The organism is Duganella sp. S19_KUP01_CR8 (assembly GCF_036688705.1).
Lineage (GTDB): Bacteria > Pseudomonadota > Gammaproteobacteria > Burkholderiales > Burkholderiaceae_D > Rugamonas.
This window is the reverse complement of sequence record NZ_JAQQPR010000027.1, coordinates 60,589-86,563: the sequence shown is the minus strand read 5'-3', so window position 1 is coordinate 86,563 and position 25,975 is coordinate 60,589. Positions and strand designations below refer to the sequence as shown.

Sequence of the window (25,975 nt, the reverse complement as noted above, 5' to 3'; positions counted from 1 at the left end):
CAAGCCTGGGGTCAGACCCCGTACGGGGTCTGACCCCTTTCGCAGTGCGGGGTTATTTGGCTGGTGCGGTAGCGTCGGAGCCGACCGGTTCAAGCACGGCGGCTTCGAACACCAGCTTCTTGCCGTCCACCCGGAACACCCCGATCAATTCGCCGCCGTCGCCTTTGACGTCGGGGTACTGGGTGCAGCTCTGGGTTTCAACCTGCCACATCTCCTTGCCGGCGCGCAGCGTCCAGACGTTGTCGCCGCCGGACAGCAGTTCAATCTCCACGTCATCGGCCGGCATCTCGGTCAACTCGATCCGTCGCAAGCATTCCGGCAGCCGCTGCATGATCAGCTCCACGCTGCTGGCGCTGCTCCAGAAGTGCTTCTGCGCGCGGTGCAACGTCAAGGCGTGGTTGCCGGTGCTGCCGTCCGCGTAGTACGAGGCCGTGTCGTCGACGCATGCGGTCAGCATCAGGGCGGTCAGGACGATCAGGATCTTGCGCATGGGCCGGGCTTCCGTTAGTGGTGGGTGCGCACCATTATAGCGGTCCCCGGCGCCGAGCCGGTTTTGAAGAAGCCCACCACCGAGGCCAGCGCCGCCGCCTGCTCCTGCATGCTCTGCGACGCGGCCGCCGCCTGTTCCACCAGCGCGGCGTTCTGCTGCGTCACCTCGTCCATCTGCGTGATGGCCATGTTGATCTGCTCGATGCCCATGGTCTGCTCCTGGCTGGCAGAGGTGATCTCGCCCATGATGTCGGTCACGCGCTGGATGCTGGCGACGATGTCGCCCATCGTTTGCCCCGCTTCGCTGACCAGCCGCGAGCCGTCGTCGACGTTGGCCACCGAGGCCGAGATCAGTTCCTTGATCTCCTTGGCCGCCGCCGCGCTGCGCTGGGCCAGGTTGCGTACCTCGGACGCCACCACCGCAAAGCCGCGCCCTTGCTCGCCGGCGCGCGCCGCTTCGACGGCGGCGTTCAGCGCCAGGATGTTGGTCTGGAAGGCGATGCCGTCGATGACGGCGATGATGTCGACGATCTTGCGCGAGGAGCTGTTGATGCTGCCCATCGTGTCCACCACCTGCGCGACGATGGCGCCGCCCTTGGTCGCCACTTCCGACGCGCTGCGCGCCAGCGTGTTGGCCTGGCGCGCGTTGTCGGCGTTCTGCTTGACGGTGGAAGTCAGCTCTTCCATCGACGACGCGGTTTCCTCCAGCGAGCTGGCTTGTTCCTCGGTGCGCGAGGACAGGTCCAGGTTGCCGGCGGCGATTTCATTCGATGCGGTGGCAATGGTGTCGGTACCTTGCCGCACCTGGCCGACCACCTTGAGCAGGCTGTCGTTCATCGACTTGAGGGCGCTGAGCAGGCGCCCCGTTTCATCGGTGGCGCCGGTCCGGATGTTGGACGACAGGTCGCCCGAGGCCACCGTCTCCGCCACGTCGACCGCGGCGTTCAGCGGCACCGTGATCGAGCGCGTGATGAACCAGGCCACGCCGCAGCCCAGCGCCATCGCCAGCGCGCCCAGGCCGACCTGCACCATCTGCGCGTTGCGCAGCACGGCTTCGACTTCCTCGCCGGCTTGCTTGGCCTGCGCGGTTTCGTAGACGAGGATGTCGTCGAGCGCCTTCAGCACGCCTTTCAGGCTGGGCGCGGCGGTTTGCGTGAGGTAGGCGGTGGCGTCCTGGATCTCGCCTTCCTTGCGCAGTTCGATCACCTTGTTGTTCTTGGCCGCGCCTTCCTTCAGCAGGTCGTCCAGCGTGGCCAGCATGGCTTTTTCCTTGTCGTCGGTGACATGCTCCAGCAGGATCTTCTTGGCCGCGCCGTACTTCTTGCGCGACTCGCCGATTTTTTCCAGTTCGGCGTTCACCTCCGCCGTGCTGGGCACCACCACGATATTCGTCAGCGACAGCGTGATGTTGCGCACGTTGTCCACCATGCGGTTGGCCGCTTCCATCTTGACGTTCTTGTCGTCGATGATGTCGTGCGTGCGGCTGCCGATGCGGGTCATGGAGCTCAGCCCCAGCACGATGACGGCGACCAGCAGCGCCAGGACGATGGCGAAGCCGAAACCGAGGCGGGTGCCGATTTTTACGTGGTCGAACGACATGGCGATATTCCTTCCGGAGAAAGCAAAAAACGGGTAGCCCAGGAACTTGATTGTCCCCAGATTCCCCGTCCGTGTCACCATATTGCGTGGTCTGTCGCGGTGTCGCAACGCATCAGCGCTGTGTATTAAAAGCGGTAGCCGACGCCGACGCCGACCATCAGCGGATCGACCTTCACGCGGCTGACCTTTGCGCCGCTGATGGAGACGTCGCTGCGGATCTGCACTTTCTTCACGTCGAAGTTAAGCGACCATTTTTTATCGATGGCGTAATCGACGCCCGCTTGCAGCGCCAGGCCGAAGCTGTCGTGTTCCAGGCCGCCCTTGCCGCCCAGCAGATCCACCTTGGACATGGTGGTGTAGTTCACGCCCGCACCGACGTAAGGCTTGAACGGCGCATCGAGCACGAAGTGATATTGCAGCAGCAGCGTGGGCGGCAGGTGCTTGAAGGTGCCGATGTTCTGGCCGTCCAATGCCACGTCATGCTTTTGCGGGTAGGTCAGCACCAGTTCCGCCGCCAGGTTGGGAGTGAAGAAGTAGGAGACGTCGAATTCAGGGATGGTCTTGCTGCTGACGGTCAGGCGGTCGGATGCGCCGACGCCGCCGACCGGATCGGACTTGTCGGCTGTATCCAGATGCACGGCGCGCACGCGCACCAGCCACGGGGATTCTTCCGCCATCGCGCTGCTGCCTGCCATCAGGCTCAGGGTGGCCAATACTGCTGCGGTTAAGGACTTGTTCATTTCAACTCTCTCTGTCGTCGTTAAGTAACGTAGAGAAGTCTATTGATGCAGCGCAGTAAAAACTTTGATCCACGTCAAAATACAAAATATTTTTCAAATTTGTGTAAGCAATCGGGAAGTGGCTGCGACAGAGACATGCAGCACCAACCTAACTTACCTTTTTTGGAGAATCACATGAACCACATCACCCGCATCGCAGCAATGGCAGCAACCGTCGCAACCATGGCCATGTCGGCATCGGCCATCGCCGCCACCACCACCATCAGCGCCGACGACACCGTGCACTGCGCCGGTATCAACAGCTGCAAGGGCACCAGCGATTGCGCCACCGCGGAAAACGCCTGCAAGGGCCAGAACTCCTGCAAGGGCCACGGTTTCCTGGCCACCAAGGCCGGCGCCTGCTTCGCCAAGAAGGGCAAGATCGTCGACCTGGACAAGTAATAAGCAATGCAGCGCCGGCAAGGGCCGGCGCTTCCCACACTCTTCACACCATGACATCGACATTACCTTCGCCAGGTTTCGGCCTTGGCCTGCGCCCCGCGCATTACAACGACATTATCGCCACGCCGCCCGCTGAATCGGGCATCGACTGGTTCGAGATCCTGTCCGAGAACTACATGGTCCCCGGCGGAAAACCGCTGGCGATGCTGGACCGCATCCGCCGCGACTATCCGGTGGTGATGCATGGCGTGTCGATGTCGATCGGTACGCCGCAAGGTCCATCCGACGAATACCTGCGCGAGCTGAAAGCGCTGATGCGCCGCGTCGAGCCGCTGTGGGTATCGGACCACCTGTGCTGGACCGGCACCCACGGCGCCAATATGCACGACCTGTTCCCGCTGCCGTACACCGAGGAGGCCGTGGCCACCGTGGTGCGCAATGTGCGGCGCGTGCAGGATTACCTGGAACGCCCGCTGTTGCTGGAGAATGTGTCGAGCTACCTGTCCTTTGAGTCGGACACTTTCCAGGAATGGGACTTCGTCGCCGCCGTGGCCGAGGAGTCCGACAGCCTGATACTGCTGGACGTGAACAACGTCTACGTCAGCTGCGTCAATCACGGTTTCAATCCGATTACCTATCTGGACGCGCTGCCCGCGCATCGCGTGCAGCAGATTCATTTGGCCGGCCACAGCGTGCAGGAAGGCTGCATCATCGACACCCACGACCAGGCGGTGGCCGATCCCGTGTGGGCTTTGTACGCGCAGGCCTTGCGCCGCTTCGGCAAGGTGGCGACGATGATAGAGCGCGACGATAATATTCCGCCGCTGTCCGAGCTGTCGGCGGAGCTGCGGCGCGCGCGCGCCTTTGCGGAGGCGGCATGAACCCGCTCGAACGCTTGCAGCTGGACTTCCAGCGCTACATCCTGGCCGACGAAGCGCCCGGCGCCATTCACGCCGCCGTGCGCGAACAATATGGGCTGAGTGCCGGATCGCGGCTGGCGATCTACCACCGCGCCTATCGCAGCCGCTTGCGGCAGGCGCTGTGCGAAGCCTACGACAAGACCTGGACCTTCGTCGGCGACGACATGTTCGCCGACCTGGCCAACAGCTATCTCGCCGCGCATCCGTCGCAACACGCCAACCTGCGCTGGTTCGGCGCCGGCCTGGCCGCGCATGCGGAGACGGCGCTGCCGGACTATCCCTTCATCGCCGAACTGGCGGCACTGGAATGGACGCTGGGCCTGGCCTTCGATGCGCCGGACGTCGCGCCGCTGGCCGCCGTCGATGTGGCGGCGATACCGCCCGAGGAATGGGGCGATCTGCAATTCGGCCTGCATACGTCGGTGCATCTGCTGGAGATGCACTGGAACGCCATCGCCCTGTGGCAGGCGCTGGCCGCCGATGCCGAGCCGCCGGAGGTGGAGCAATCCGCCGGCGCGACGCACTGGCTGGTGTGGCGCCAGGGCGAGCAGCCGCATTTCCGTTCGCTGGCGGCGGCGGAGGCGCAAGCCCTGTACCGCATCGCCGAAGGGGCGACCTTCGGCGAAGTGTGCGCGGCGGCCGGCGAGGAAGCGATGCTGGCGCTGGCAGGCTATCTACAGCATTGGCTGGCGCAGGGCATCTTGGTCAAACACTAGTCAGGCACTAGCCAGCCATGCCTTGCTGGCCTGCCATTGAGATTGTGTCAGCTCGGTCATCGCGGTGGCCGCGTCCAGCATGGGCTGGCGCCAGCCGTCGTCGCGGCCGTGGGCGATCAGTTCATCTACACCGGCGGCGCCGGAGCGGCCTGCCGCGCGCAACTGGTCCCAGGCCAGGTTGCGGCCCATGGTGGCGATCACTTCCTGCAGGCGACTGAGCTTCCTGCCCCAGGCATCCAGCGCCACGCGGTCTTCCGACGGTTGCAGGCCGCGCAGCACGCAGGACTTGCCGTCCAGCGGTATCGCATGCAGGAAGGCGTGATCGACCGCCTGCATGCGCTGCTGCACCGCCACCACGCGGCTGGCCTGGTTGGGCCACGCCGGTTGTTTGATCTCCCACGCGGCCAGGCGCGGCGCCAGTGCCGATGGCTTGCTTTCCTTGATGTCGAGCAGATAGTTCCCGTCCGGCGAACCTTTGCCCTCGACCAGCACGACAAAGCGCATCAATCCCAGGCTGCCGGTGCCGGCGATGCGGCGTGCCGCGTCCAGCATGGTGTAGAAGCCGGGGTTGTCCTGTGCTTGCGCGAAGCGCGGCATGAATTCCGTCAGCAGTTCGAGCTGGCCGGGCAGCAGCGGCAAGGCCTTCTCGCCGTCGAGGTTCAGCAGGCGGCGCTGGCCTTTGCGGGTGGTGCGCTTGTCGAGGAAGTCGGCGCGCTTGCGGTTGTTCAGGTTCTCCAGCAGGTCCTGGATCAGGCCCACGCTGGTTTCGCGTTCCACCCAGCGCGGCTTGCCGTCGGCGAGCGCGGCGCGGTAGGCGTCCAGGCATTGGGCGCTGAGGTCTTCTGCCTCCGGCGCCGACACCCGCAGCGCGTCGGCGCCGCACTGGATGCTGGCCAGCAGGCGCACCAGGTCCCAGCTGGCCGGCGCCAGCGCGCCTTCGTCGAAATCGTTTATATCAAAATAGACCTGGCGGTTGTCGCCCTTGTAGCTGCCGAAGTTTTCCACGTGCAGATCGCCGCAGGCCCAGGCCAGCGGCGCGTTGCGGAACAGCGGCTGGTCTGGCAGGGCGTCGTAGAACAGGTGGTCGGCGCCGCGCAGGAACAGGAAGGCGCTTTGCGCCATCTTGCGGTACTTCATGCGCAGCAGTTGCGGGTCGCGGTCCTGGTTGTGGGCTTGCAGGGCGGCGACCAAGGCGTCGGTGTTCATATTGGCCTCCTAACGGTAGCGCGCCAGGATCTGGTCGATGACGCCCTCCTTGAGCATGGCGTCGATGGCCCGGTTGGCGTCGGTGAATGGGACTTGCGATTTGCGCGAGAACGCGCACTGCGCCTTGAAGGTGGCGAACACCAGCTCCGGCCGCAGTTTCAGTGTGGGATGGATGCGTTGCAGGTAGAACAGCGTGTTCTCGCCGGCCAGCGTGTATTGCACTTTGCCGGCCACCATCTGCTGCACGTTGACGTCCATGTTGGCCGAGTCGATGCGGAAGAAGCGCCGGCCCAGCACCTTCTCGAGGCGCGGATAGCGGTAGCCGGCCACGGTGCCGATCGGCCGGTCCCGCAGGTCGTTCAGTGAGCGCAGGCGGGGCGCGTCGGCACTCGCCACAATCAATTCGGTGTCGGGCAGCAGCGGCGCGCTCCAGTCGTAGTCGCCGTCGATCCAGACCGGCATCACGTAGCACATGGCGTCGGCGCGGCCGCTGGTCAGCGCCGGGGTGACGCCGGGCACGTCGACGCTGAGGTAGACCGCGCGCAGGCCCAGCCGCTGCGCCAGGGCGTCGCCCAGGTCCTTGAGGATGCCGCCGTCCAGCGCGCCATTGCTGAAGCGGACGATGGGCATGGTCTGGTCCAGTGGCGCCAGCATCACCAGTTCGCCCGGCGCGGCATGCGCCGCCGTCAGCGACAGGGCCGCCAGGGTCAGCGCTAGCAGGGACGGCATGGGCTTCGGCATGGGCTCTTTCCGGTTCGGCAGGGAAAATCAATTATAGACGCTGCGCGCAGCGCGGCTGCGGGTGACAATTGAATAGTTTTTCCGACATGAAATATTGATAAAATGTTAGAACTATTAATCTATCTCCAGTTCCCATGAGCGACGACTTCAGCAACGACATCAACACCACCGGCCGCCTGGTCGTCGGCAAGGGAACGACCGGTATATTTGAGACCTCGTCGGACAACGACTGGTTCCGCATGTCGCTCACGGCCGGCACCAGCTATGTGCTGCAACTGGACGGCGCGCCGCAGGGGGCGGGCACGCTGGCCAGCCTGGCGGGCGTCTCGCTCACGTTGATGGGCGCCACCGGGCAGTGGATGGGCTACGCTTACGGCAGCGGCAACTTCGGGCCGGCATTGAATTTCACCCCGACCACTACCGGCTACTACTACGTGTCGGCCGGCGCCGGATACAACGTCGGCGGCAGCTATACGATCAAGGTGGCGCCGCCGGCGGCGGATGATTTCGCAGCCGACGCCAGCACCGCCGGGGTCTTCAGCAGCGATACCGTTGCCGGCGTGTTCGAGCGGCCGAATGACGTCGACTGGTTCAAGTTCCATGCCGATGCCGGCCAGATCATCAGCTTCACCGCCGGAACGGGCTCGCCACAGGCCGGGACCTCCATCTATGACGGCAGCGGACGCTACTACGGCTCGGTCAACGACTATCCGTTCAGGCCGGAGGCCGGCGGCGACTATTACCTGGCCGTGAACGGCAACTCCTACCTCGGCAACTACACGCAAACCATGCGCTTGCTGAGCGATGATTTTACGGCCGCCGCGCCGGGAAAACTGACCGAGGGCGGCCAGCTGAGCGGGACGCTGGAGTTCAACGGCGACACCGACCCCTACACCTTCAGCGTGGTGGCGGGCCAGATCTACACGGTCACCTTGAATACGCAGGCTGGCGATAGCCGTGGCGTCAGCTTCTACCTGTTTGACAGCAGTGGCCAGTACATCGCCTACGGCAGTCAGATGGCCAACAACGAGACGGCGATCCGCTTCCAGGCGGACAAGAGCGGCACCTACTCGGTGCGCGCGGATAGTTCCTACACCTTGTCCGCCCCCCTGGCGTACACGATCAAGCTGGGCGTTTCCGAGTCGGACGACTATGGCAGCACCCGTGCCGACGCCACCGCGCTGGAACTGGGAACTACGCTGAGCGGCAAGGTGCAGGCGCCCAACGATATCGACCTGTTCAAGACCGAGCTGGCCGCCGGCGTGACCTACACCTTCAGCATGGCTGCCGATGGGCCGATCCCCACTTACTCGCAGACCTTGTTGCTGCAGGACGGCAATGGCAACACCGTGGCGACGGCGCGCAATGGCAACGACACTGCTTTCAGCTACACGCCGACCAAGGGCGGCAGTTTTTACCTGCAGGCGTCCGGCTACAGCGGCGCTGGCTACACCGTCGCCGCGAGCCAGGCGGTGGACGACTTCGGCGCCACCACCGCCACCGCCGGCAAGCTGGTGGTGGGCACCCCGCTGGGCGGCGAGCTGGAGGCCGGCGGCGGCGACCGCGACTGGTTCGCGGTCTCGCTCAACGCCGGTTCGACCTACTGGTTCACGCTCAAGGGCCAGCGGGAAGGCGCCGGCACGCTCAGCCCCTACAACGGTGCCGCGTTCAACCTGCTCGACGCCTCCGGCAATGTGCTGGTAAAGGGCGACACCACCTACAACGCCACCGCCACGACGCTGCCGTTCACGCCGACGGTCAAGGGCACTTACTACCTGGAAGTGGCGGCGCCGCAGTCGACCGGCACCTACGTGGTGGCGGCGCAATACGGCCAGAGGGATGACTACGGCAACGACGCGGCCCATGCCGGTGCGATGACGCCCGGCACAGCCGTGGTCGGCAAGCTGGAGCTGTCGAGCGACAGCGACGTCTTCAAGGTGCGCCTGATCGCCGGCCAGACCTATGCGATGGAACTGACGCCGACCGACGGCGGCACCAGCTGGAGCAATTACGCAACGTTGGAGATGAAGAACAGCTCCGGCAACTACGTGTCGCTGCGCTACGTGTACTCGACCGGCAACAAGATCTACAAGCTGTTCGAGCCGCAGCAGTCGGACGACTATTACCTGACCGTGGCGACCTCGCCGAGCAGCGGCCAGGCGGGGGGCTACAAGCTGACCGCGACCGACCTTGGACGCGACGATTTCCCCGCCACCACGGCGACCCTGGGCACGCTGAGCCCCGGCGCACCGGTAACCGGCACCATCAGCGTGGCGGACGACCATGACTGGATCAAGGTGCACCTCGATGCGGGACGGACCTATGTGTTCGACCTGCACGGCAAGGCCAGCGGCGGCGGCACCCTGGATACCGGCAACAACACTGCCGGCATGACGCTGGTGAACAACTTCGGCGGCTCGTATGCCTATGCCGGCAGCAGCGCCGCCAGCGGCGGCGAACTGCGCATGTCCTACATCGCCACCGCCACCGGCGATTATTACCTGGACATCCGCGGCGGCAACAACGGCAGCCTCGTCACCGGCACCGGCACCTACACGGTCGAGGAAACCTTGACCAGCGGCGACGTGACGGCGCCGCAGCTGCTGTCGAGCACGGTGGCGGCGGGCGCGGCCGACGTGACGCTGACGCCACGCATCGTGCTGAACTTCAACGAGACCATCATGCTGGGCACCGGCATCACGCTGACCGACGCCTCCGGTGTCGTCGTGACCGGCAACGGCGAGGCGTTGGCGTCGGTGTCCGGGCATGCGCTGGTGATCAATCCGCACCAGAACCTGGTGCCGGGCATGACCTACACGCTGAACCTGCCGGATGGCAGCATCCTCGACCTGGCCGGCAACCACTACGCGGGCGCGACCAGCTACAGTTTCACCACGACCAAGCCGGTCGCGGTGGGCACCGACGGCAACGACTACCTGCTGGGCACGGGCACCGGCGCTATCCTGAACGGCGGCGCCGGCCTCGACACCGCGTACTACACGCAAAAGCAGTATCAGCTGAGCATCGTCCGCAACACCGACGGCAGCGTCAGCGTCAGGGACTACTGGGCCGGCAAGGATGCCGACACGCTGACCAACGTCGAGCGCCTGATGTTCTCGGATCACGCGGTGGCGCTGGATCTCGGCGGCGCCGGCGGCCAGGCCTACCGGCTGTATCAGTCCGCCTTCAACCGCGCGCCGGACAGCGGCGGCGTCGGCTACTGGATCAATGTGCTGGACCACGGCGTCAGTCTGAAGACGGTGGCCCAGGGCTTCATCGACAGCCCGGAATTCAAGACCCTGTACGGCGCGGCGCCGACCGACCAGGCCTTCATCACCAACCTTTACAACAACGTGCTGCACCGCGCGCCGGATGCGGGCGGCAGCAGCTTCTGGATGGACCGCTTGCACGAGGGCGTATCGCGCGTCGACGTGCTGATGGCCTTTAGCGAGAGCGTGGAAAACCAGGCCACCATCGCCAAGATCATCGGCGCCGGCTTCAGCTACACGCCGGCCGGTTAAGGCGCTTCGCCGCGATTAGAGCTGCGGCTCTAATCGCGGCAGGCAGCCTTTACCTTCAAGGGATTTGTGCCAGAATGAGCTGCACGAACTCACTGAAATGTCCTAATAAAAATCGTGTTCACCCCACTCGTTAGTGCCCTCGCGGCGACCGCAACAACTCCCCCACACGCCTGCCTGACCATTGCCAGCCCGCCGCGCTAGCTGCGTCAGACCGCACACGCTACACCTGCATCCACAGCTTTTTCCACAACCGAAAGGTTTGTATGTTTACCCTGCTTGGCAGTGAAGTGACCGTTGTCGTCCTGATTTTAATCATCGCAGCCCTGATCAAGTTTTCCGGGATCATCAAGTACATCCCCAACGATAGAGTCGGGGTCATTGAAAAACTATGGAGCTCGTCCGGGTCTGTGCAGAACGGCCTGCTGGCGTTGAATGGCGAGGCCGGCCTGCAGCCTGATTTGCGCCGCGGTGGCTTCCATTTCTTCGCGCCGTTCCAGTATCGCGTGCACATCCATCCGATGGTGTCGGTCACGCAGGGCACCATCGCCTACGTCTTCGCCCGCGACGGCCTGGACCTGCCTGCCGGCCAGACGCTGGCCGACAACTCGCGCATCGTCGACTTCCGCAACGTCCGCGACTTCCTGCGCGACGGCGGCCAGAAAGGCCCGCAGCGCATGGTGCTGCGCGAAGGTACACATATCATCAACCCCGCGCTGTTCGTCGTGATGACGGAAGAGACGACCTACTCGATGTCGCTCGACGCGCTGGAAAAAGCCTACTACCAGCAGATGCGCGGCGTGCTCGACGAGCGCGGCGGCTTCAAGCCTGTGGTGATCAAGGAAGTGACCGGTTCGCATGACTCCGACCAGCTGGCCGTGGTGACGGTGCAGGACGGTCCCGGCCTGCTGAAGGACGAGCTGCTGGCGCCCGATGTCGGCGACACCCACAACGCCTTCCAGGAGCCGGAGAAATTCCTCGCCGCCGGTGGCCGTCGCGGCCGCCAGGAGCGGGTGCTGGTGGAGGGCACCTACTTCATCAACCGCCTGTTTGCGACGGTGGAGTTCATCAAGAAGACCATCATCCCGGTCGGCTTTGTCGGCGTGGTGGTGTCGTACACGGGCCGGGTGGGCACGGACTTGTCGGGCACCGAGTATTCGCACGGCGAGCTGGTGGAGACCGGCTGCCGCGGCGTGTGGCGCGATGCGCTGATGCCGGGCAAGTACGCCTTCAACACCTACGCCGGCAAGATCGAGCTGGTACCGACCACCAACTTCGTGCTGATGTGGAAGTCCGGCGAAAGCGGCTCCAACTTCGACAAGAACCTGCGCGAGATCACCTTGATCACCAAGGACGCGTTCGAGCCGCAGCTGCCGCTGTCGGTGGTGGTGCACATCGACTACCGCAAGGCGCCGATGGTGGTGCAGCGCTTCGGCAACGTGGCGCAGCTGGTCGAGCAGACGCTCGATCCGATGGTGTCGTCGTACTTTAAAAACGTATCGCAGACCAAGACCTTCATCGACCTGATCCAGTCGCGCAGCGAGTTGCAGAACAACGCGTCGATCGACATGAAGCAGCGCTTCCAGGCCTATTCGCTGGAATTCCAGGAAGTGCTGATCGGCACGCCGAAACCGCAGCCTGGCGATAACAAGATCGAGGACATCATGGCCCAGCTGCGCGACCGCCAGATCGCCCGCGAGCAGGTCGAGACGTTTGCGCAGAAGCAGATCGCGGCCGACAAGCAGCGTGAGCTGAACGAAGCCGAACAGCGCGCCGCCAAGCAGAAGGAGCTGACCGGCTCGCTGGTGGATATTTCGATCAAGGAGAACCAGGGTTCGGCCAACGTCAAGGCCGCCGAGAAACGCCGCCAGGAAATCGAAGCGCTGGCGCAGGCCGACAAGTTCCGCCAGGAGATGGAAGGCGCGGGCCGCGCATCGGCGATCCGCTCGGTGGGCGAGGCGGAGGCTGCGGCCATCCAGGCCAAGTCCGAGGCGATGCAGGGCGAGGGCGCGGACAAGCAGCTGATGCAGACCGTGATGCTGCGCCTGGCCGAAGCGTTTGAAACGGCCAAGGTGCCGCTGGTGCCGCAAGTGCAGATGGGCGGCGGCGACAGCAACGCCTTCAGCACGCTGATGGGGCTGATGAGCGCGATGAAGGCTGGGGAGTTGACCCAGGCTATCGAAAATAAAGGCTGATCTTAAGCAGCGGGAGCGCACGGACATCGCCGGTGTTCGTGCGCAGAGATTTCCTGCTGGCAAACGGGCGCTACCCCTGCCGCATCGGACGTAGACTGGAATGGTGACAGATCTATAGCGTCTCAACCCAGGAGCCCACCATGACACACACACTGGCAGCTGTATTTGAAACCCGTGCCGAGGCTAACCTAGCCAAGGACGAATTGATCCACAGCGGCTATGCCGCCGAGAGCATCACCGTGAGCGATTCCGGCAGCGTGGCCGGCACGCCGCGCATCAACGACAACGAATCCATCCTCGACAGCATCAAGCAAATGTTCAGCGGCTTGCTGGGGCGCGAGCATGCGGACCGCCACATCTACGCGGAAGCGTTGAATCGCGGCCACGTGGTGCTGACCATCCAGACTGTCGGCGTCGAAGCGGCCGACCGAGCGGCCGACATCGTGGAAGATTTCAATCCGATCGACATCGACGAACAGGAGACCATGTGGCGCGCCAGCGGCTGGACCGGCGGCGAGGTGCTGCGCAGCGGGGCCGGCGCCAAGCAGAGCGGCTTGGGCGCGCAGCAAAGCGCGCCGGAGCAGCACGGCATCCGCCAGCGCGAGGAGGCGGTGGACTTTGCGCGCTCCGAACAAGGCTTGCTGACGCCGGGTTCGATGCAGCGCGGCGAAACGGTGTCGCCGTCGCTGACCGGCGTGAACGTGCCGATCTCGGAGCAGAGCACGGTGCAGCGCAGCGGCATGCGCATCTATCCGCGCGACTCGGCAGGGCCCAACCAGGACAGCCTGAACATCCTGCGCGGCGACGAAACCGACGACGATGCCGTGTACTTCCGCACGCATTGGGAGAAGACCATGTCCTACGGCGGCAACACCTATCAGGAGTTTGATCCGGCGTACCGCTACGGCCAGTCGATGGCGGGTAATCCCGGTTACCAGGACAAGCCGTGGGAGCACGTCGAACCTGAGCTGCGCAGCGATTGGGAAAGCAAGCATGCGTTGTCGAGTTGGGAGAAGTTCAAGGAAGCAGTGCGCGCTGGATGGGAGCGGGTGACGAAGTAAGTCTGCGTTGCTGAAGATCAAATAGGTGAGTCTGCTGTCGTGACATGATCGGCAACCTGAGCGGTCCATAAATTTTTGTGGGCCGCCCATCTTGCGACGGATGCCACGATGGAAAAACTGCTGCCTTACTTCGAACGCGAATTGAGCATGCTGCGGCGTACCGGCGCCGAGTTTGCAAGTCGCTACCCCAAGCTGGCAGGCAGTTTGCAAATGAGCGGCGAGACTTGCGCCGATCCGCATGTCGAACGGCTGATCCAGGCTACGGCGTTTCTCAACGCCCGTGTCGCCAAGCTCCTCGACGACGGTTATTCCAACTTCACCGAAGCGCTGCTGGGCATGCTGTATCCGCACTACCTGCGGCCGATTCCTTCCTGCTCCATCGCCCGCATCGACTACAGCGGCGCCAAGGTCAACGAAATTAGCAGCGTCACCACGCTGCCGCGCGGCACGGAAATGAAGTCGCTGGGACGCAGCGCCGTCGCTTGCCGCTTCCGCACCGTCTACGACGTGACGGTGGCGCCGCTGACCATCAGCGCCGCCTGGTTCGAACCGTACATCCAGGCGCCGTCGACCCTGCCGCTGCCGGGCGAGGCCGGCTCCGCGATCTGCATTACCATCGACAGCACGGCCGCCGCGCGCGGATTGGCGACGTTGGACCTGTCCACCTTGCGCGTCTTCATCGACGGCGAGGCATCGCTACGGGCCACACTGCGCGACATGCTCTTCATGCGCGCAGCCTGCGCCTGCGTGGAGACGGACGGCCAGTGGCGCATGCTGGACCGCCTGCCGGTCGCGCCGGCCGGTTTCGCCACCGAGGACGCCTTGCTGCCAGCCGCGCCCTCGGAGCACAGCGCCTACCGGCTGTTGAGCGAATACTTTGCCTTTCCGGAAAAATTCGACTTCTTCGATATCGACCTGGCCGCACTGGTGGCCGCCAGCCCGGCCGATTGCTCGCGGCTGACGTTGCGCATCGCCCTGGCCGAAGTGCGGCCCGACGCGCCGGCCGCGCGCATCCTGCGCACGCTGTCGGAAGACCATCTGGTGCTGGGCTGCACGCCCGTGATCAACCTGTTCACCCAGCCGGCCACGCCGATCCGCATCGACCATCGTCGCAGCAGTTATCCGCTGATGCCGGACGAGATGCCAGGCAGCGCCTGCGAAATTTACAGCATCGATACGGTGCAGCTGCTGCGCAAGACGCCGCAAGGCAGTTCGCTCACCGAGTTCTTTCCCTACTATTCGCTGCGCCACGGCGAGGAGGACAGCCGCAAAGGCCACTACTGGCTCGCCCATCGCGACGAGGAACTGGCCGATGCCGCCGCCGGTCACGAATATACGCTCGCGCTGGTGGACCGCGATTTCTCGCCGCTGAAGTTGGACGAGGGCACGGCATCGGTGCGCGTCACCTGCACCAATCGCAATCTGCCGCATGGCTTGCAATACGGCCGCGCGCGCGGGGACCTCAGCACCGAGGCGGCCGCCGGCAGCTTCCCGATCCGCCTGTTGCGGCGGCCGACGCTGTCCTACCGGCAGGCAAGCGGTAGCAATCAATGGGGACTCATCACGCAACTGGCCCTGAATCACCGCTCGCTGACGCAGGAAGGATTGCCGGCGCTGACCGCGATGCTGCGCCTGTACGCCCAGCAGGACAGCGCCGTCTCGCAGCGGCAGATCGACGGCGTCATGGCGCTGTCGCAGCAGCCGGCCACCGCGTGGGTGCGGCAGGCGCGCGGCACCGCCTATCTGCGCGGCGTGGAAGTGCGGGTGTCGCTGGACGAGGAGGCGTATGCCGGCACCGGCGTGCACGCCTTTGCGCAGGTGCTCGATCATCTGTTCGGCCTGCACGTGCATTTGAATAGCTTCACGCAACTGGTCGTGCTGTCCCACGTGAGCGGAAAGGAGTTGCTGCGATGCCTGCCCCGCAACGGCGCACTGACGCTGGCTTGATCGACGAACTGCTGGCGGAGCCGCAGGGCTTCGAGTTCTTCCAGGCGGTGCGCCTGGTCGAGCAGGCGCAACCGCCGCGCCGGCTGCGCTATCGCAACCGGCTGTCGCTGGCGTTCCCGCCGAACCAGATCGAGAACGTCAGCGACGACGGCGACGACCTGATCCGCCTGACGCCCGCCTTCATGGGCCTGCTGGGCAGCCACGGCGCGCTGCCGCTGCACTACTCGGAGCGCATCAACCGTCACGAAAGGACCAGCAACGACGGCGGTCCGCGCGCTTTCCTGGACATGCTGTCGCACCGGTCGTTGTGCATGTTTTACCAGGCGTGGGCCAAGCACCGGCCGGAATGCATGACGGCGCCGGATGGCGACGACGGTTTTCTCGCGATGCTGCTTGCACTGTCCGGTACGGCACCCGATGGATCGGTCGATCGCGAGACTTTGGCGCGCTACGCGATGCAGATTCGGAGCCGCAGCGTGTCGGCACCGCTGATGGCGGGGATCTACTCGGAGTATTTCAACGTGCGCTTTGTCGTGGAGCAGCTGGTGGGGCAGTGGCAAGCGCTGCCTGCGGCGCATCAGGCGCAGCTGGGCAAGGCCCATGTCGACCTGGGCGCGGGCGTGATGCTGGGCGAGCGCATCTACGGTTGCGATGCGCGCGTGCGGCTGCGTATCGGTCCGCTGGATAGCGCGGTCTATGAAGATTTCCTGCCCGGCCATAGCGCCGCGCCGCGGCTGGAAGCGATGCTGTGCCTGCACTGTGGGGTGGGCATGACGTATGAAGTGCATCTGATCCAGCGGGCGGAGGATGTGTGCGCGCCGAGTCTGGATGGCGGATGCAGGCTGGGCGTCAACACCTGCCTGGTTGGCGAGTCGCCAAGCCAGAACCGCGAAGAGCTGATGTACCTGCTGCATACCTGAGGAGCGAATGTGGAAAGCGATAATGATTTCTTCAGCTTCATGGGCCTGGCCAAGGAACTGGTGGCCAGCAACCGGCCGCTGCGCCTGCGGCTGGATCTGCCGGGAGGCGTCAACGACGACATGTTGCTGCCGCAGCGGGTGTTCGGCTCGGAGACCTTGTGCGGCGGCATCGAGTATCGCGTGCTGTGTGTATCGTCCGACGCGTATCTGCCGTTGAAGCAAATGATCGCCGTGCCGGCCGCGCTGGAATTCGTCACCGACACGGGAGACTTGCGCAGCGTCTGCGGCATCGTTACTGAGGCCAGCTCGGGCGACAGCGACGGCGGCCTGGCCAGCTACCAGCTGGTGCTGCGCGATGCGCTGTCGATACTGGAAAAGCGCACCAACACGCGCGTGTTCCGCAACATGAACGAGGTGGAGATCGTCCAGCGCATCTTGAACGAATGGCGGCACAAGAGTCCCATCCTCGGCACCTGCTTCAAGCACGAGGTGGACGAATGCTTCCACCAGCGCGAATATCCGCAGCGCGAGTTCACCATGCAGCACAACGAATCGGACGCGGCCTTCATCCGGCGCCTGCTGAAGCGGCGCGGCATAGGCTGGTTCGTGCGCGCGGAGGGGGGCGAGTATCCGGTGCATACGCTGGTGCTGTTCAACAACGCCGACAGCCTGCGCCAGAACGCCGCCGGCACCATCCGCTATCACCGCGACGCGGCGACCGAGCAGCGCGACACGATCACCTCCTGGAGTGCGGTGCGCAGCCTGCAACCGGGAACGGTGACGCGGCATAGCTGGGACTATCGCAACTCGCAAGGCCGCGACTTCATGATGATGGACGCCAACAGCGGCGTGAATCAGGGCGTGAGCGGCAACGAGCTGGCCGCGAGCCTGGACGACTATCAAATCCTGGCGCCGCATGCGGGGGATGACAACGAGGACTTGTGTCGCCTGGGCAGGCTGCGGATGCAGCGGCACGATTATGAAACGAAATGCTTCCACGGCGAAGGCAGCGTGCGCGATCTGTGCGCGGGGGAGTACTTCACGCTGGCCGAACATCCCGAGGTGGATGAACATCCGGCCGAGGAACGGGATTTTGTCGTCACGGCCTTGCAGGTGAATGCGCAGAACAACCTGCCCAAGGCCTTGGCGACGCGAGTGGAACGCCTGTTCGCCCGCAGCCGCTGGATGCAGGGCGCGCAGGAGTTGCAGATGCAGAGGGATGTGGCGGACAAGGTGGCATCGGGACCGCTGCGCATGCATATTCAGTTCACGGCCGTGCGGCGTGGGGTGATCATTGTGCCGGCCTACGATCCGCGCACGGATCTGCCGCAGGCGCTAATGCAAAGCGCGATCGTCGTTGGACCGGAAGGGGAGGAAGTCCACTGCGACCAGATGGGCCGCGTAAAAATCCGCTTCCCTGGCACGCGGGAGGTCGATCACGAGCAGGCTGCGAACGCCGGCGCCTCCGATACACAGACTGATTCCGCGTGGGTACGAGTCGCCTCGAACTGGGCTGGCGACGGCCCCGGCAGCCTGCAACAATGCGGCACCATTGGACTACCACGCATCGGCACGGAGGTACTGGTCAACTTCCTCGGCGGTGATCCGGACAAGCCAGTTATTGTTGGCCAACTGTACAACCAGCAAGCGCGGCCAGTTGCGTTGAGCAACAGGGGAGATCTACCAGGCAACCGCTACCTTTCTGGCATACGAAGCCGTGAAGTGAAAGGTGCTGGCGCCAATCAGCTGCGATTTGACGATACGAACGGCCAGATTAGTACACAGCTGGCGAGCGATCACGGCGCAAGTCAGTTGAATCTTGGCTGGCTATCCCAGCCACGGGCCTCTGGACAAGCCGATCAACGCGGATCCGGTGCTGAACTGCGCAGCGATATGAACGTGGCGGTGCGTGGCATGCAGGGCGTTCTCATCACCGCTGAGTCTGGCGATGCGGCGACAGGAAAGCACCTTGAACGATCCGAACTCCTTAGCATTGCAGAAGGCTTGCAAAAGCTGGTCTCCCAGTTAAGTGAACAGGCAGAGCAGCACGCCGGCGACCAAGCGCAAAGCAAAGACTTGTCAAACCTGATTGAGAAGCTGAAGAATCTTGACGATGGCGGTGCACCTATAGTTGCACTTAGCGGCCCGGCGGGCCTGATCTGCACCAGCAATAAAAACGTCGCAATAGGCGCCGCCACTACTGTCGATATCGTCAGCGCTTCCGCAATATCTCTGGCATCCGGTGAGACGACATCAATGCGCTCGGTGCAGGCCATGAGCTTTTTTGCAAACGAAGGTGATATCAAGGTGACAGCGGCAAGTGGCAAGGTTGCCCTACAGGCTCAAGACGACCAGTTACAGGTGCTGGCCAAGAAAGTGGTGGAGATTATCAGCAACACTGATTGGATCACCATCAAGGCAAAGAAGGGCGTGCGACTCAATGGTGGCGGCACGGAGCTGGAGTTAAGCGCGGCTGGAATCAAGGGCTACACATCCGGAAAACATGAGATGTATGCAGCCGACCATCAAACTTTTCCTGGGCAAAACCGAAGCATCTCATTCCTGGGCGATAAGGTGCCCCACAAGATATGTGTGCCGTGTCTATTGATCGCAGCCGACGCCCACAGCCCATTTGCCAAATCCGGAACTTAGCTATGGCCTCAACATATATTCTCATCGATACGACCTTGATCGGTTACCCCAAGGATAAGCCGTGGACAAGGAAGTCTCGCAAACTAAGCTGGCTCGCCACGTTATACGAGCGGGACGGGATACCAGTCAGCCCAATTTTGATTGATATCGAACGGGCCTACATTTGTAATCGCCTTGATGCTGTGATGACGTTGGTCAATGCTCTGCGCCCGCAGTTGGGGATCTCGTTCATCGAGACGGAGCTCACTTTGATCAAGCTTCAGGAGCATCTTCGCCAGTTCATATACGTCAAGACTGAAGACAATATGGAGCTGACGTTGCGATTTGCAGACTGTGCAGTGCTGGCAGCACTATCCGTATGCCTGACTGCTGACCAATGGTCGTCAATCGTGGCGCCGTTTGAGTGTTGGAAAATTCACGGACGCGATGGGAAACTGAAATCGCTCCCGATCCTGAAATCGGATGCGTCACTGACAGCTCCCCTATTGCTGAATGACGATCAAATTGCATCCTTGAAAAGCGCCATGAGCGTGGATCAGTTGCTTGCTAATTTGCGCAAGATGCGACCAGACCAGTCCTACGATTACTCAACTTTGAAATCGTACGAATACGCTGAGCAGGCACTCCAGATATGGCTTTCTGCGGGACACACGGAGGATACGGAACTTTTGTTATTTACTCGTGACGTATTTGATTCCGATGGAAGACTGTTGCTTCAACCCAGTTTGACGAAGGTGCTTGAGCAACCTGATCCCGTCTTGCGGCGCAAGGACTTGCATCGTATGGCCGGTCTTCATCTAAGAGGCGGCTGAGATGAAAAAAAAGTATGTATTTCGCTCCCTGCTTGTTCTAGCCATTAGCGTAACGCTCTGCATTGGATACGCCGCGTATCGTTCCTTTTTTCCCGAAGAAGAGGTTGTTCCGGCCGTTGTTGTTGGAGTTCAGCATCTCGGTCCTGATCACCTCATATCAGAATTTTATGTAAATAAATACGGTGGAACTGGCGTTGGACGGGAAGGGGGCGGAGGAGGAGAAGTTTGTTGCATCGTAATTCCCTCTAAATGGCGCCCAGGTCTTATCGTCGAAGTCAGATGGAAGGTAGATGGCTGGCCACCAGAAAACCGCAAAGAAGTTGAAGCTGGGAAATTTGAGAGCGTCACGACGAGGGGGATGTATATCGCGAGAGTGCCGTTGGAGAAATATGAAAACGAAAGATCAGGTGATGTGTATGTTCATTTTTTTCCGAAAGGCAGGGTTCGTGTCGTGTCCACAATGTATTCGGTTTTGAGTACAGCACATCCAGTACGGTATGGCCTGGTCGATGGTGACCCAAAGGCAGCTGCCGGTTGGCCCATCAAGGAAATGTTTACTCAAGCGGAGTTAGATGAAGCTGACCGGAGGAGAAACAAATGGCAATGACTGAGGCAACGGATAAATTCGGCCTCACTCGAACTGCTCCCGTTCAAAACCGCTCTCCTCACAAATAGCGAGCGGCACTACGAGGGCTGAGATGTTGCTTACGACGGTGATAAGGCGGCTTGTGGTGCTGACTTCTCTCGTCAAAATAGGTGATCAGAATGGGTTTGAGCAACCTGATCTCGTCTTGCGGCGCGCCTGGACTTGTGCCGTATGGCTAGTCTTCATTTAAGGGGAGGTTGGGAGATGAAAAAGTACGTATTTCGCACCCTGCTGGTTCTGGTCACTGGCGTCACGCTCTACGTTGGATACTCTGAGTATCGCTCCTCTCGCGAAGATGAGTTTGTTCCTACCGATATTGTCGGAGTTCAGCATCTCGGTCATGACTTCAACATCTCAGAATTTTATGTGAATAAATACGGTGGTACTAACGTTGGACGGGAGGGCGGGGGAGGAGGATCGGTTTGCTGCGTAGTGCTCCCCAGGCAGTGGCGTCCAGGTCTTGTCGTCGAAGTTAGGTGGGAGGTAACAGATTGGTCGCACGAAAATCGCGAAGAAATAGAGGCTGGAAACTTTGAAAGCGTTACGACTAGGGGTATGTATATCGCAAAAGTTCCAGTGGAAAAGTACGAAACCGTCGGTGAGCTGTACGTTCACTTTTTTCCGAGAGGTAGGGTTCGTGTCGTGTCCACAATGTATTCGACTTTGAGTACAGCACATCCTGTACGGCGTGGTCCGGCCGAGGGCGACCCAAAGGCAACCGCCGGTTGGCCCATCAAGGAAATGTTTACTCAAGCGGAGCTAGATGAGGCTGACCGGAGGAGAAACAAATGGCAATGAACGAGGCAACGGATAAATTCGGCGTCACTCGAACTGCTCCCGTTCAAAGCATCAAGTCTTCAAAACCTGTTCGATATGTCGACGCTTCTGCTTGTGAGATGACGATGCAGATAGGAATTTTCTTTGATGGAACGGGTAACAATCTTGAACTTGATAAGGGAAAGCAAGCGCACTCCAATGTGGCGCGACTGTACGATGCGTATCCAAATAATTATGAAGAAGGTAATTATGCAGTATATATTCCGGGCCTAGGTACGCCCTTTCCATTGATAGGGGAAGACACAGAAACTACTACGGGCGGTGCGTTCGCTAGCGGCGGTGACTCACGTATTGTATTTGCTCTTTTGCGCGTTTTTGACGCAATTCACAAAAGTCTTTTTCATGCCGAACTGTTCAGCAAAGAACTACGTAAGGCGTTATGCAATTCTAGTCCTTCAAAGGCTGACAAGAAGCTACTTGAGAAAGTTGGATTAGTTGCTAGCTTGGTCGATGGTGACGGAAGAAGTCGAAGCGGACGGTACTTAATCGCATGTATAAATAGTATCGAAAAAACAATGCGGACTCAGCGGACTCCCAAGGTTTGCGAATGTCTTCTCGATATATTCGGCTTCTCTCGCGGAGCAACTGAAGCGAGGGTGTTTTGTCACTGGCTAAGTGATCTTCTGAATAGTTCGGGGCTAGCGGGAATTCCTCTTCGATTTCGTTTTCTAGGTTTGATGGATACTGTTGCATCAGTGGGTGTATGGGAAGGGATCAAGAATGACCAGCTACGTACCACAGGTGGACATTCCAACTGGGCGACACCCGACGTTTTACGGATTCTGCCAACGGTCGAAAACTGCGTTCATTTGATTGCAATCCACGAATTACGAAAAAATTTTCCGCTGGACACAGTCCTGTTTAATCACGATCTTCCCCCCAATTGCGTCGAGTATGTTTATCCAGGTTCTCATAGCGATGTTGGCGGCGGCTATAGGCCTGGTGAACTGGGAGTGTCTATCGCGGACTCACTTAAACTTTCGCAGATTCCGTTGAATCATATGTATGACTGTGCTGTTGCGGCCAACGTTCCATTGTCAAAGGATCGGCCAGGAACCAATGGCAAAGCTACCTTCGCGGTGCACGATGAGCTGTCAGTTGCATTCAACCAATTCATCGACATCTCAACCGAGGTGCCGAGATCATTGGGCGATTGGATGCTCCCTTATCTCGTATGGCGTTGGCAGACGAGGTCGGTTTACGAAAAAACAGGACAGGCTATGAGAGCCAATCCAGAGGACCGAAGCTACTTATTGGCTGGCAACCAGCAGTTTTGCTGGCTCGACGAGCAAATGCAGATGTTCAATTATTCCAAAACAGCTAAATGGAAGAAGAGGCCTTATGACCGTGATGGCACCCAAGTCGCTTTACCTGCCTTAGAGCCAGAGGCCATGGACCTGCGCGCTCGTGTTGCTGCGCAATCCAGAATCTCCCCCACGCTGGCAGCATTCTTTGACGGCTTTGTTCATGACTCGCTTGCCGGCTTCCGCAAGAAACTTGTGGAGCCGACCGGGCACTGGCGGTATCGACGTTTGTTTCGCGGTTCCGATGCGCCTTACATTGGTTGAAGGACCTTTGCTATGAAGAACAGTGAGGGACGCGGCGTAATTCGATTGGGCGACAAGACTTCGCACGGAGGTACGGTCACCTCTGCTCAGCCAACTTTCAAGGTATTGGGGAAAGCCGTAGCGGTGGAAGGCGATTTGACTGTATGCCCGCAGTGCAAGGGAACTTTCCCCATTCAAACCGCAGGCAGCGAGCGTCACCATGAGGGGCGAGCCGTTGCTTACAACGGCGACAAGGCCGCCTGCGGCGCAAAGCTCATCTCGTCAATCTGATTTTCTGCAGAAGTGAACCATGCGTCGGGTAAGCGTCGGTGATGAAGAGCGACGGTATTTCAGCCGCTTGTTAAGTCTTTTTTTGCGAAGCAAAAGATTTTTCTAGTTAAACGGCGGTCTAACTGATTTTGCCCTGCAAGGTAGGAAAGTAGCTAATGCGGGGCAGCTTTCGCGGTTCATATGAGGAACAACCGATGACCAAGACCCCTGTATCAAAGATATTTTTAAACCAAGATGACGCGATCGCAGTCGCTCTCTACGTCATGACGTCGAAACGGGCGATCCAATACGAGTGCTTGCCAGGTGGGGAAGTACGTATCACCGTCGATCAAGAATGTGCCGCACTATTGAAAGAAAAATCAACACCATCATACGTCTACGTGCAAGAGGGCGGCTCGATGTCCGAATTGTATTTGCACGAACACCAGACCAAGATGGAAGCCTTCGCCGGTCGAGTTGATTGCGCATCGGCTGGGGCATATAAGACTGGTGCGGTTGTCGAAATCTCTCCATGTTTACGCGCATTGGGAAAGGTTTTTTATGCTACCGCGGAAGCCCTCGTCGGAACGGTTCCAAGCTTGGCTCTATACGCAGAGGATTGATTCAATCGGGTAGGAGGGCGTACACCTACCTTTCGATGTTGAGCGGTCCCCAGCGACGCCGACCAATGATTGGCCGCAATGTATGGAAGCCGGTACTGGTCTTTTTCACGAGCGTTAGTTTGAAGTGGTCGGGATCGCGATTGCTCTTCTGCATAACAAGTACATCGCCAGCTTGAGCAATCTTATGGATCGGGCCCAGCTGATCGGTAAGGCGAGCTTCATGCGAGCGGGTGTCGTGCCATGACTGGTATTGGTAGCGAGTGTCCACGACGCTTAGAAACCGTTCCCCATCGTACAGTGCAGCTTTGACCCGTTGATCAATTGTTGGATTTGATGAAGACGTACTTCCATTAAGTACAGGAAAATACGGCCGAAGTGCCTTCGGGATCAGGACACCGGCTTGGTGACCTTTGCCCGCTCCGGTATCGTTTTTTGCGAGAACTTTAAAGAATGGGGCATCCCATTCTGCAGATGAATTCAGGTGATCAGGTTTCATGATTTTCCTTGAGTTTTCTACGCCAGGTTTAATTGGAATTGATGCCGCGCCGTGATTAATTGGGGAACAATAAGCCTTGGGGCAGGGCTGAGTTTGCAAGCGGTGGCCGCACTGCTGATTTGATCACGGCCCCGTTTGGTGTGATCTGTCGAAACTCAACGCGGGCATACAACACTTCTGCTGCTTTGGTGATATCGTTCACGCGCCACTGTGCGCGTCGCTTATTTTTTGCTGGATCGGAGGCATGCAGTTTCGGTGCCGGATCGAGGTAGATGACGCCAGCCTTGATCGCCTTGAGCAGGTTCTCTGCAGTAGTATCTCTGCACCACATGACCTTTGCGCCGAACGTAATCAGATGCTCGAAGCCTTGGTCGTGCTCAACGGTATTTGGGTTCTTGTCCTTGATTGCGGGGATGTACACAACCTCGTTATGTTTTGCACCCCAGCAGTTCATCAAACGCTCTAAGCTCCAGGAGGCCGCTACCTCTCCTGCCGGCCCGATCAGGGCGACATCGACGCTGTCGAGTTTTGGCGTTAGCGGTGTATCTGGGTTATACGGATACGAGCGCACCACTCCGTCAGCATCGAGTCGTTTTTCCCGAACGCGCAGGGTGAGGCCCGATTTTGAGCACACTGCATCTGCGCGGTGAAGTCCAGTCAACCGGTAATCTCCATCGGTGTCCTTGTAGCCGTAAGTCGTCATAAATGCGGCGAAGTCCTGGGTGTAAGCTCCTCCGTCAGGCTCCGGCGTGAACAAGGTTACTTTAGGATTAGTATGCGTCTTTAGCTCAATACCAAATAGGTCTCCGTCCTTGTTAGAGTTGGGGACAATACCCAGCGCGTGCTCCAATGTGTAACCACAGACCTGAGTTCCGGAGAACGGGAGCGTTTGACCGAAGGCATCCAACCGGCAGCCGCGAATTGGTTGGTCGACGATGGAAGCAAGGCGCCTCTCCAATTCATCGCTGCGGTTTTGTTCGACGCTTAGGCGCTTGCATGCTGGGGCCCGCTCAAAACCAGGCAGGGCTTTAAGTTGAACTTCAAAGTCCGCGGACATATCCAGGCACACGAAACCGATGCATTTTCCGCGAGGCAGTCGTGCCAGCACCAGCAGTCGCTTTGCATCTGGGTTCGACTTGGTAAAGTTGACCGACAGTGAAGCGGGTATGGTGCCTTCGATTGTCTGAAGGCCGGACAGGCGAGCCTCTGGGTATTGGGTGTAGATGATCGCCTTCAAGCGTCGCGCCTTCACTTCCGCGCCATCTCTCCGCAGCCAAGCAAAATCATCGAATACCGCTTCCGAGATGCGTTTGCCCGGCAGCGAGTGATCTTTCGTCAGGCTAGTGCTCTCACCACGTTCGGACAGCGTCAAGCGAAACAAGTCGAAGATCACGCCGAAATCTGAAGCGATATAGATTTGGTTTTTATCGTTTGCATTTTTCGGCAGCACTTTCAAAAGTGCCAGATCCGCTCCAATTGAAGATAGCAAAGTCTTCAGTTCGAGTACCGAATGGATGTGATGCTCAAATTCTGAAGGTAGGCCAGTGGACGGTGAGCTCATTTTTTCTCCTGTGCAAGGCACTAGATTAGCACAAGGAA

The 25,975-nt window shown here is 60.5% G+C and carries 22 protein-coding genes; 15 read left to right on the top strand and 7 right to left on the bottom strand.

Annotated elements, in window-relative coordinates; translation table 11 throughout:
- Positions 1-52: 52 nt before the first annotated feature.
- The 3 genes from V6M89_RS23745 to V6M89_RS23735 form a co-directional block, all read right to left on the bottom strand.
- Complete coding sequence (locus V6M89_RS23745) at positions 53-490, bottom strand: hypothetical protein (RefSeq protein ID WP_332855507.1); 438 nt, start codon at positions 488-490, stop codon at positions 53-55.
- 14 nt (positions 491-504) lie between these two features.
- On the bottom strand, positions 505-2,088 hold the full coding sequence (locus tag V6M89_RS23740) for a methyl-accepting chemotaxis protein (protein WP_332855506.1): 1,584 nt from the start codon (positions 2,086-2,088) through the stop codon (positions 505-507).
- A gap of 125 nt (positions 2,089-2,213) precedes the next feature.
- Complete coding sequence (locus V6M89_RS23735) at positions 2,214-2,828, bottom strand: OmpW/AlkL family protein (RefSeq protein WP_332855505.1); 615 nt, start codon at positions 2,826-2,828, stop codon at positions 2,214-2,216.
- Positions 2,829-3,002: 174 nt separating this feature from the next.
- Between V6M89_RS23735 and bufA2 the strand changes: the two genes are divergently transcribed.
- Genes bufA2 through V6M89_RS23720 form a run of 3 tightly spaced genes read left to right on the top strand, consistent with a single transcriptional unit; the run spans position 3,003 to position 4,905 of the window.
- On the top strand, positions 3,003-3,269 hold the full coding sequence (gene bufA2, locus V6M89_RS23730) for a BufA2 family periplasmic bufferin-type metallophore (protein ID WP_008453189.1): 267 nt from the start codon (positions 3,003-3,005) through the stop codon (positions 3,267-3,269).
- 50 nt (positions 3,270-3,319) lie between these two features.
- Positions 3,320-4,150, top strand: a complete 831-nt coding sequence (gene bufB, locus V6M89_RS23725; RefSeq protein WP_332855504.1) for an MNIO family bufferin maturase — start codon at positions 3,320-3,322, stop codon at positions 4,148-4,150.
- Complete coding sequence (locus tag V6M89_RS23720; protein ID WP_332855503.1) at positions 4,147-4,905, top strand: HvfC/BufC N-terminal domain-containing protein; 759 nt, start codon at positions 4,147-4,149, stop codon at positions 4,903-4,905. Before bufB ends, V6M89_RS23720 begins: the two co-directional genes overlap by 4 nt.
- On the opposite strand, the gene V6M89_RS23715 is transcribed toward V6M89_RS23720, so the two are convergent.
- Positions 4,906-6,111 (bottom strand): DUF2252 domain-containing protein, encoded by a 1,206-nt coding sequence (locus V6M89_RS23715; protein WP_332855502.1) that lies wholly within the window; start codon positions 6,109-6,111, stop codon positions 4,906-4,908.
- Positions 6,112-6,120: 9 nt separating this feature from the next.
- The gene (locus V6M89_RS23710) at positions 6,121-6,852 is read right to left on the bottom strand and encodes a substrate-binding periplasmic protein (protein ID WP_332855501.1); all 732 of its coding nucleotides are present in this window, start codon (positions 6,850-6,852) and stop codon (positions 6,121-6,123) included.
- A 134-nt stretch (positions 6,853-6,986) separates the two neighbouring features.
- On the opposite strand from V6M89_RS23710, the gene V6M89_RS23705 reads away from it, so the two are divergent.
- From V6M89_RS23705 to V6M89_RS23650, 12 genes are all read left to right on the top strand, one after another.
- A complete protein-coding gene (locus tag V6M89_RS23705; RefSeq protein WP_332855500.1) occupies positions 6,987-10,373 on the top strand; it encodes a DUF4214 domain-containing protein in 3,387 nt (1,128 codons plus the stop codon).
- Positions 10,374-10,636: 263 nt separating this feature from the next.
- Positions 10,637-12,565: an SPFH domain-containing protein gene (locus V6M89_RS23700; protein ID WP_332855499.1), complete on the top strand. Its 1,929-nt coding sequence runs from the start codon at positions 10,637-10,639 to the stop codon at positions 12,563-12,565.
- Positions 12,566-12,705: 140 nt separating this feature from the next.
- Positions 12,706-13,626: a hypothetical protein gene (locus V6M89_RS23695; protein ID WP_332855498.1), complete on the top strand. Its 921-nt coding sequence runs from the start codon at positions 12,706-12,708 to the stop codon at positions 13,624-13,626.
- 108 nt (positions 13,627-13,734) lie between these two features.
- Positions 13,735-15,573 carry a type VI secretion system baseplate subunit TssF gene (gene tssF / locus V6M89_RS23690; protein WP_332855497.1) on the top strand — a complete coding sequence of 613 codons (1,839 nt, stop codon included), beginning with the start codon at positions 13,735-13,737 and terminating at the stop codon, positions 15,571-15,573.
- On the top strand, positions 15,537-16,493 hold the full coding sequence (tssG, locus tag V6M89_RS23685) for a type VI secretion system baseplate subunit TssG (RefSeq protein ID WP_332855496.1): 957 nt from the start codon (positions 15,537-15,539) through the stop codon (positions 16,491-16,493). Before tssF ends, tssG begins: the two co-directional genes overlap by 37 nt.
- A gap of 9 nt (positions 16,494-16,502) precedes the next feature.
- On the top strand, positions 16,503-19,145 hold the full coding sequence (locus V6M89_RS23680; RefSeq protein WP_332855495.1) for a type VI secretion system Vgr family protein: 2,643 nt from the start codon (positions 16,503-16,505) through the stop codon (positions 19,143-19,145).
- A gap of 2 nt (positions 19,146-19,147) precedes the next feature.
- Positions 19,148-19,957, top strand: coding sequence for a DUF4123 domain-containing protein (locus V6M89_RS23675; protein ID WP_332855494.1), 810 nt, complete (start codon positions 19,148-19,150; stop codon positions 19,955-19,957).
- Between the two features lies 1 nt (position 19,958).
- Complete coding sequence (locus V6M89_RS23670; RefSeq protein ID WP_332855493.1) at positions 19,959-20,564, top strand: DUF3304 domain-containing protein; 606 nt, start codon at positions 19,959-19,961, stop codon at positions 20,562-20,564.
- A gap of 243 nt (positions 20,565-20,807) precedes the next feature.
- Positions 20,808-21,401, top strand: coding sequence for a DUF3304 domain-containing protein (locus tag V6M89_RS23665; RefSeq protein WP_332855492.1), 594 nt, complete (start codon positions 20,808-20,810; stop codon positions 21,399-21,401).
- Positions 21,392-23,008 carry a T6SS phospholipase effector Tle1-like catalytic domain-containing protein gene (locus V6M89_RS23660; RefSeq protein WP_332855491.1) on the top strand — a complete coding sequence of 539 codons (1,617 nt, stop codon included), beginning with the start codon at positions 21,392-21,394 and terminating at the stop codon, positions 23,006-23,008. The genes V6M89_RS23665 and V6M89_RS23660 overlap by 10 nt, the downstream gene beginning before the upstream one ends.
- Positions 23,009-23,020: 12 nt before the next feature.
- On the top strand, positions 23,021-23,278 hold the full coding sequence (locus tag V6M89_RS23655; RefSeq protein ID WP_332855490.1) for a PAAR domain-containing protein: 258 nt from the start codon (positions 23,021-23,023) through the stop codon (positions 23,276-23,278).
- A 194-nt stretch (positions 23,279-23,472) separates the two neighbouring features.
- The gene (locus V6M89_RS23650) at positions 23,473-23,880 is read left to right on the top strand and encodes a hypothetical protein (RefSeq protein ID WP_332855489.1); all 408 of its coding nucleotides are present in this window, start codon (positions 23,473-23,475) and stop codon (positions 23,878-23,880) included.
- A gap of 25 nt (positions 23,881-23,905) precedes the next feature.
- Here the strand turns inward: V6M89_RS23650 and V6M89_RS23645 are convergent, their stop codons facing one another.
- The gene (locus V6M89_RS23645) at positions 23,906-24,376 is read right to left on the bottom strand and encodes an EcoRII N-terminal effector-binding domain-containing protein (RefSeq protein ID WP_332855488.1); all 471 of its coding nucleotides are present in this window, start codon (positions 24,374-24,376) and stop codon (positions 23,906-23,908) included.
- Positions 24,377-24,431: 55 nt separating this feature from the next.
- Positions 24,432-25,937, bottom strand: a complete 1,506-nt coding sequence (locus tag V6M89_RS23640; RefSeq protein ID WP_332855487.1) for an MvaI/BcnI family restriction endonuclease — start codon at positions 25,935-25,937, stop codon at positions 24,432-24,434.
- Positions 25,938-25,975: the final 38 nt, after the last annotated feature.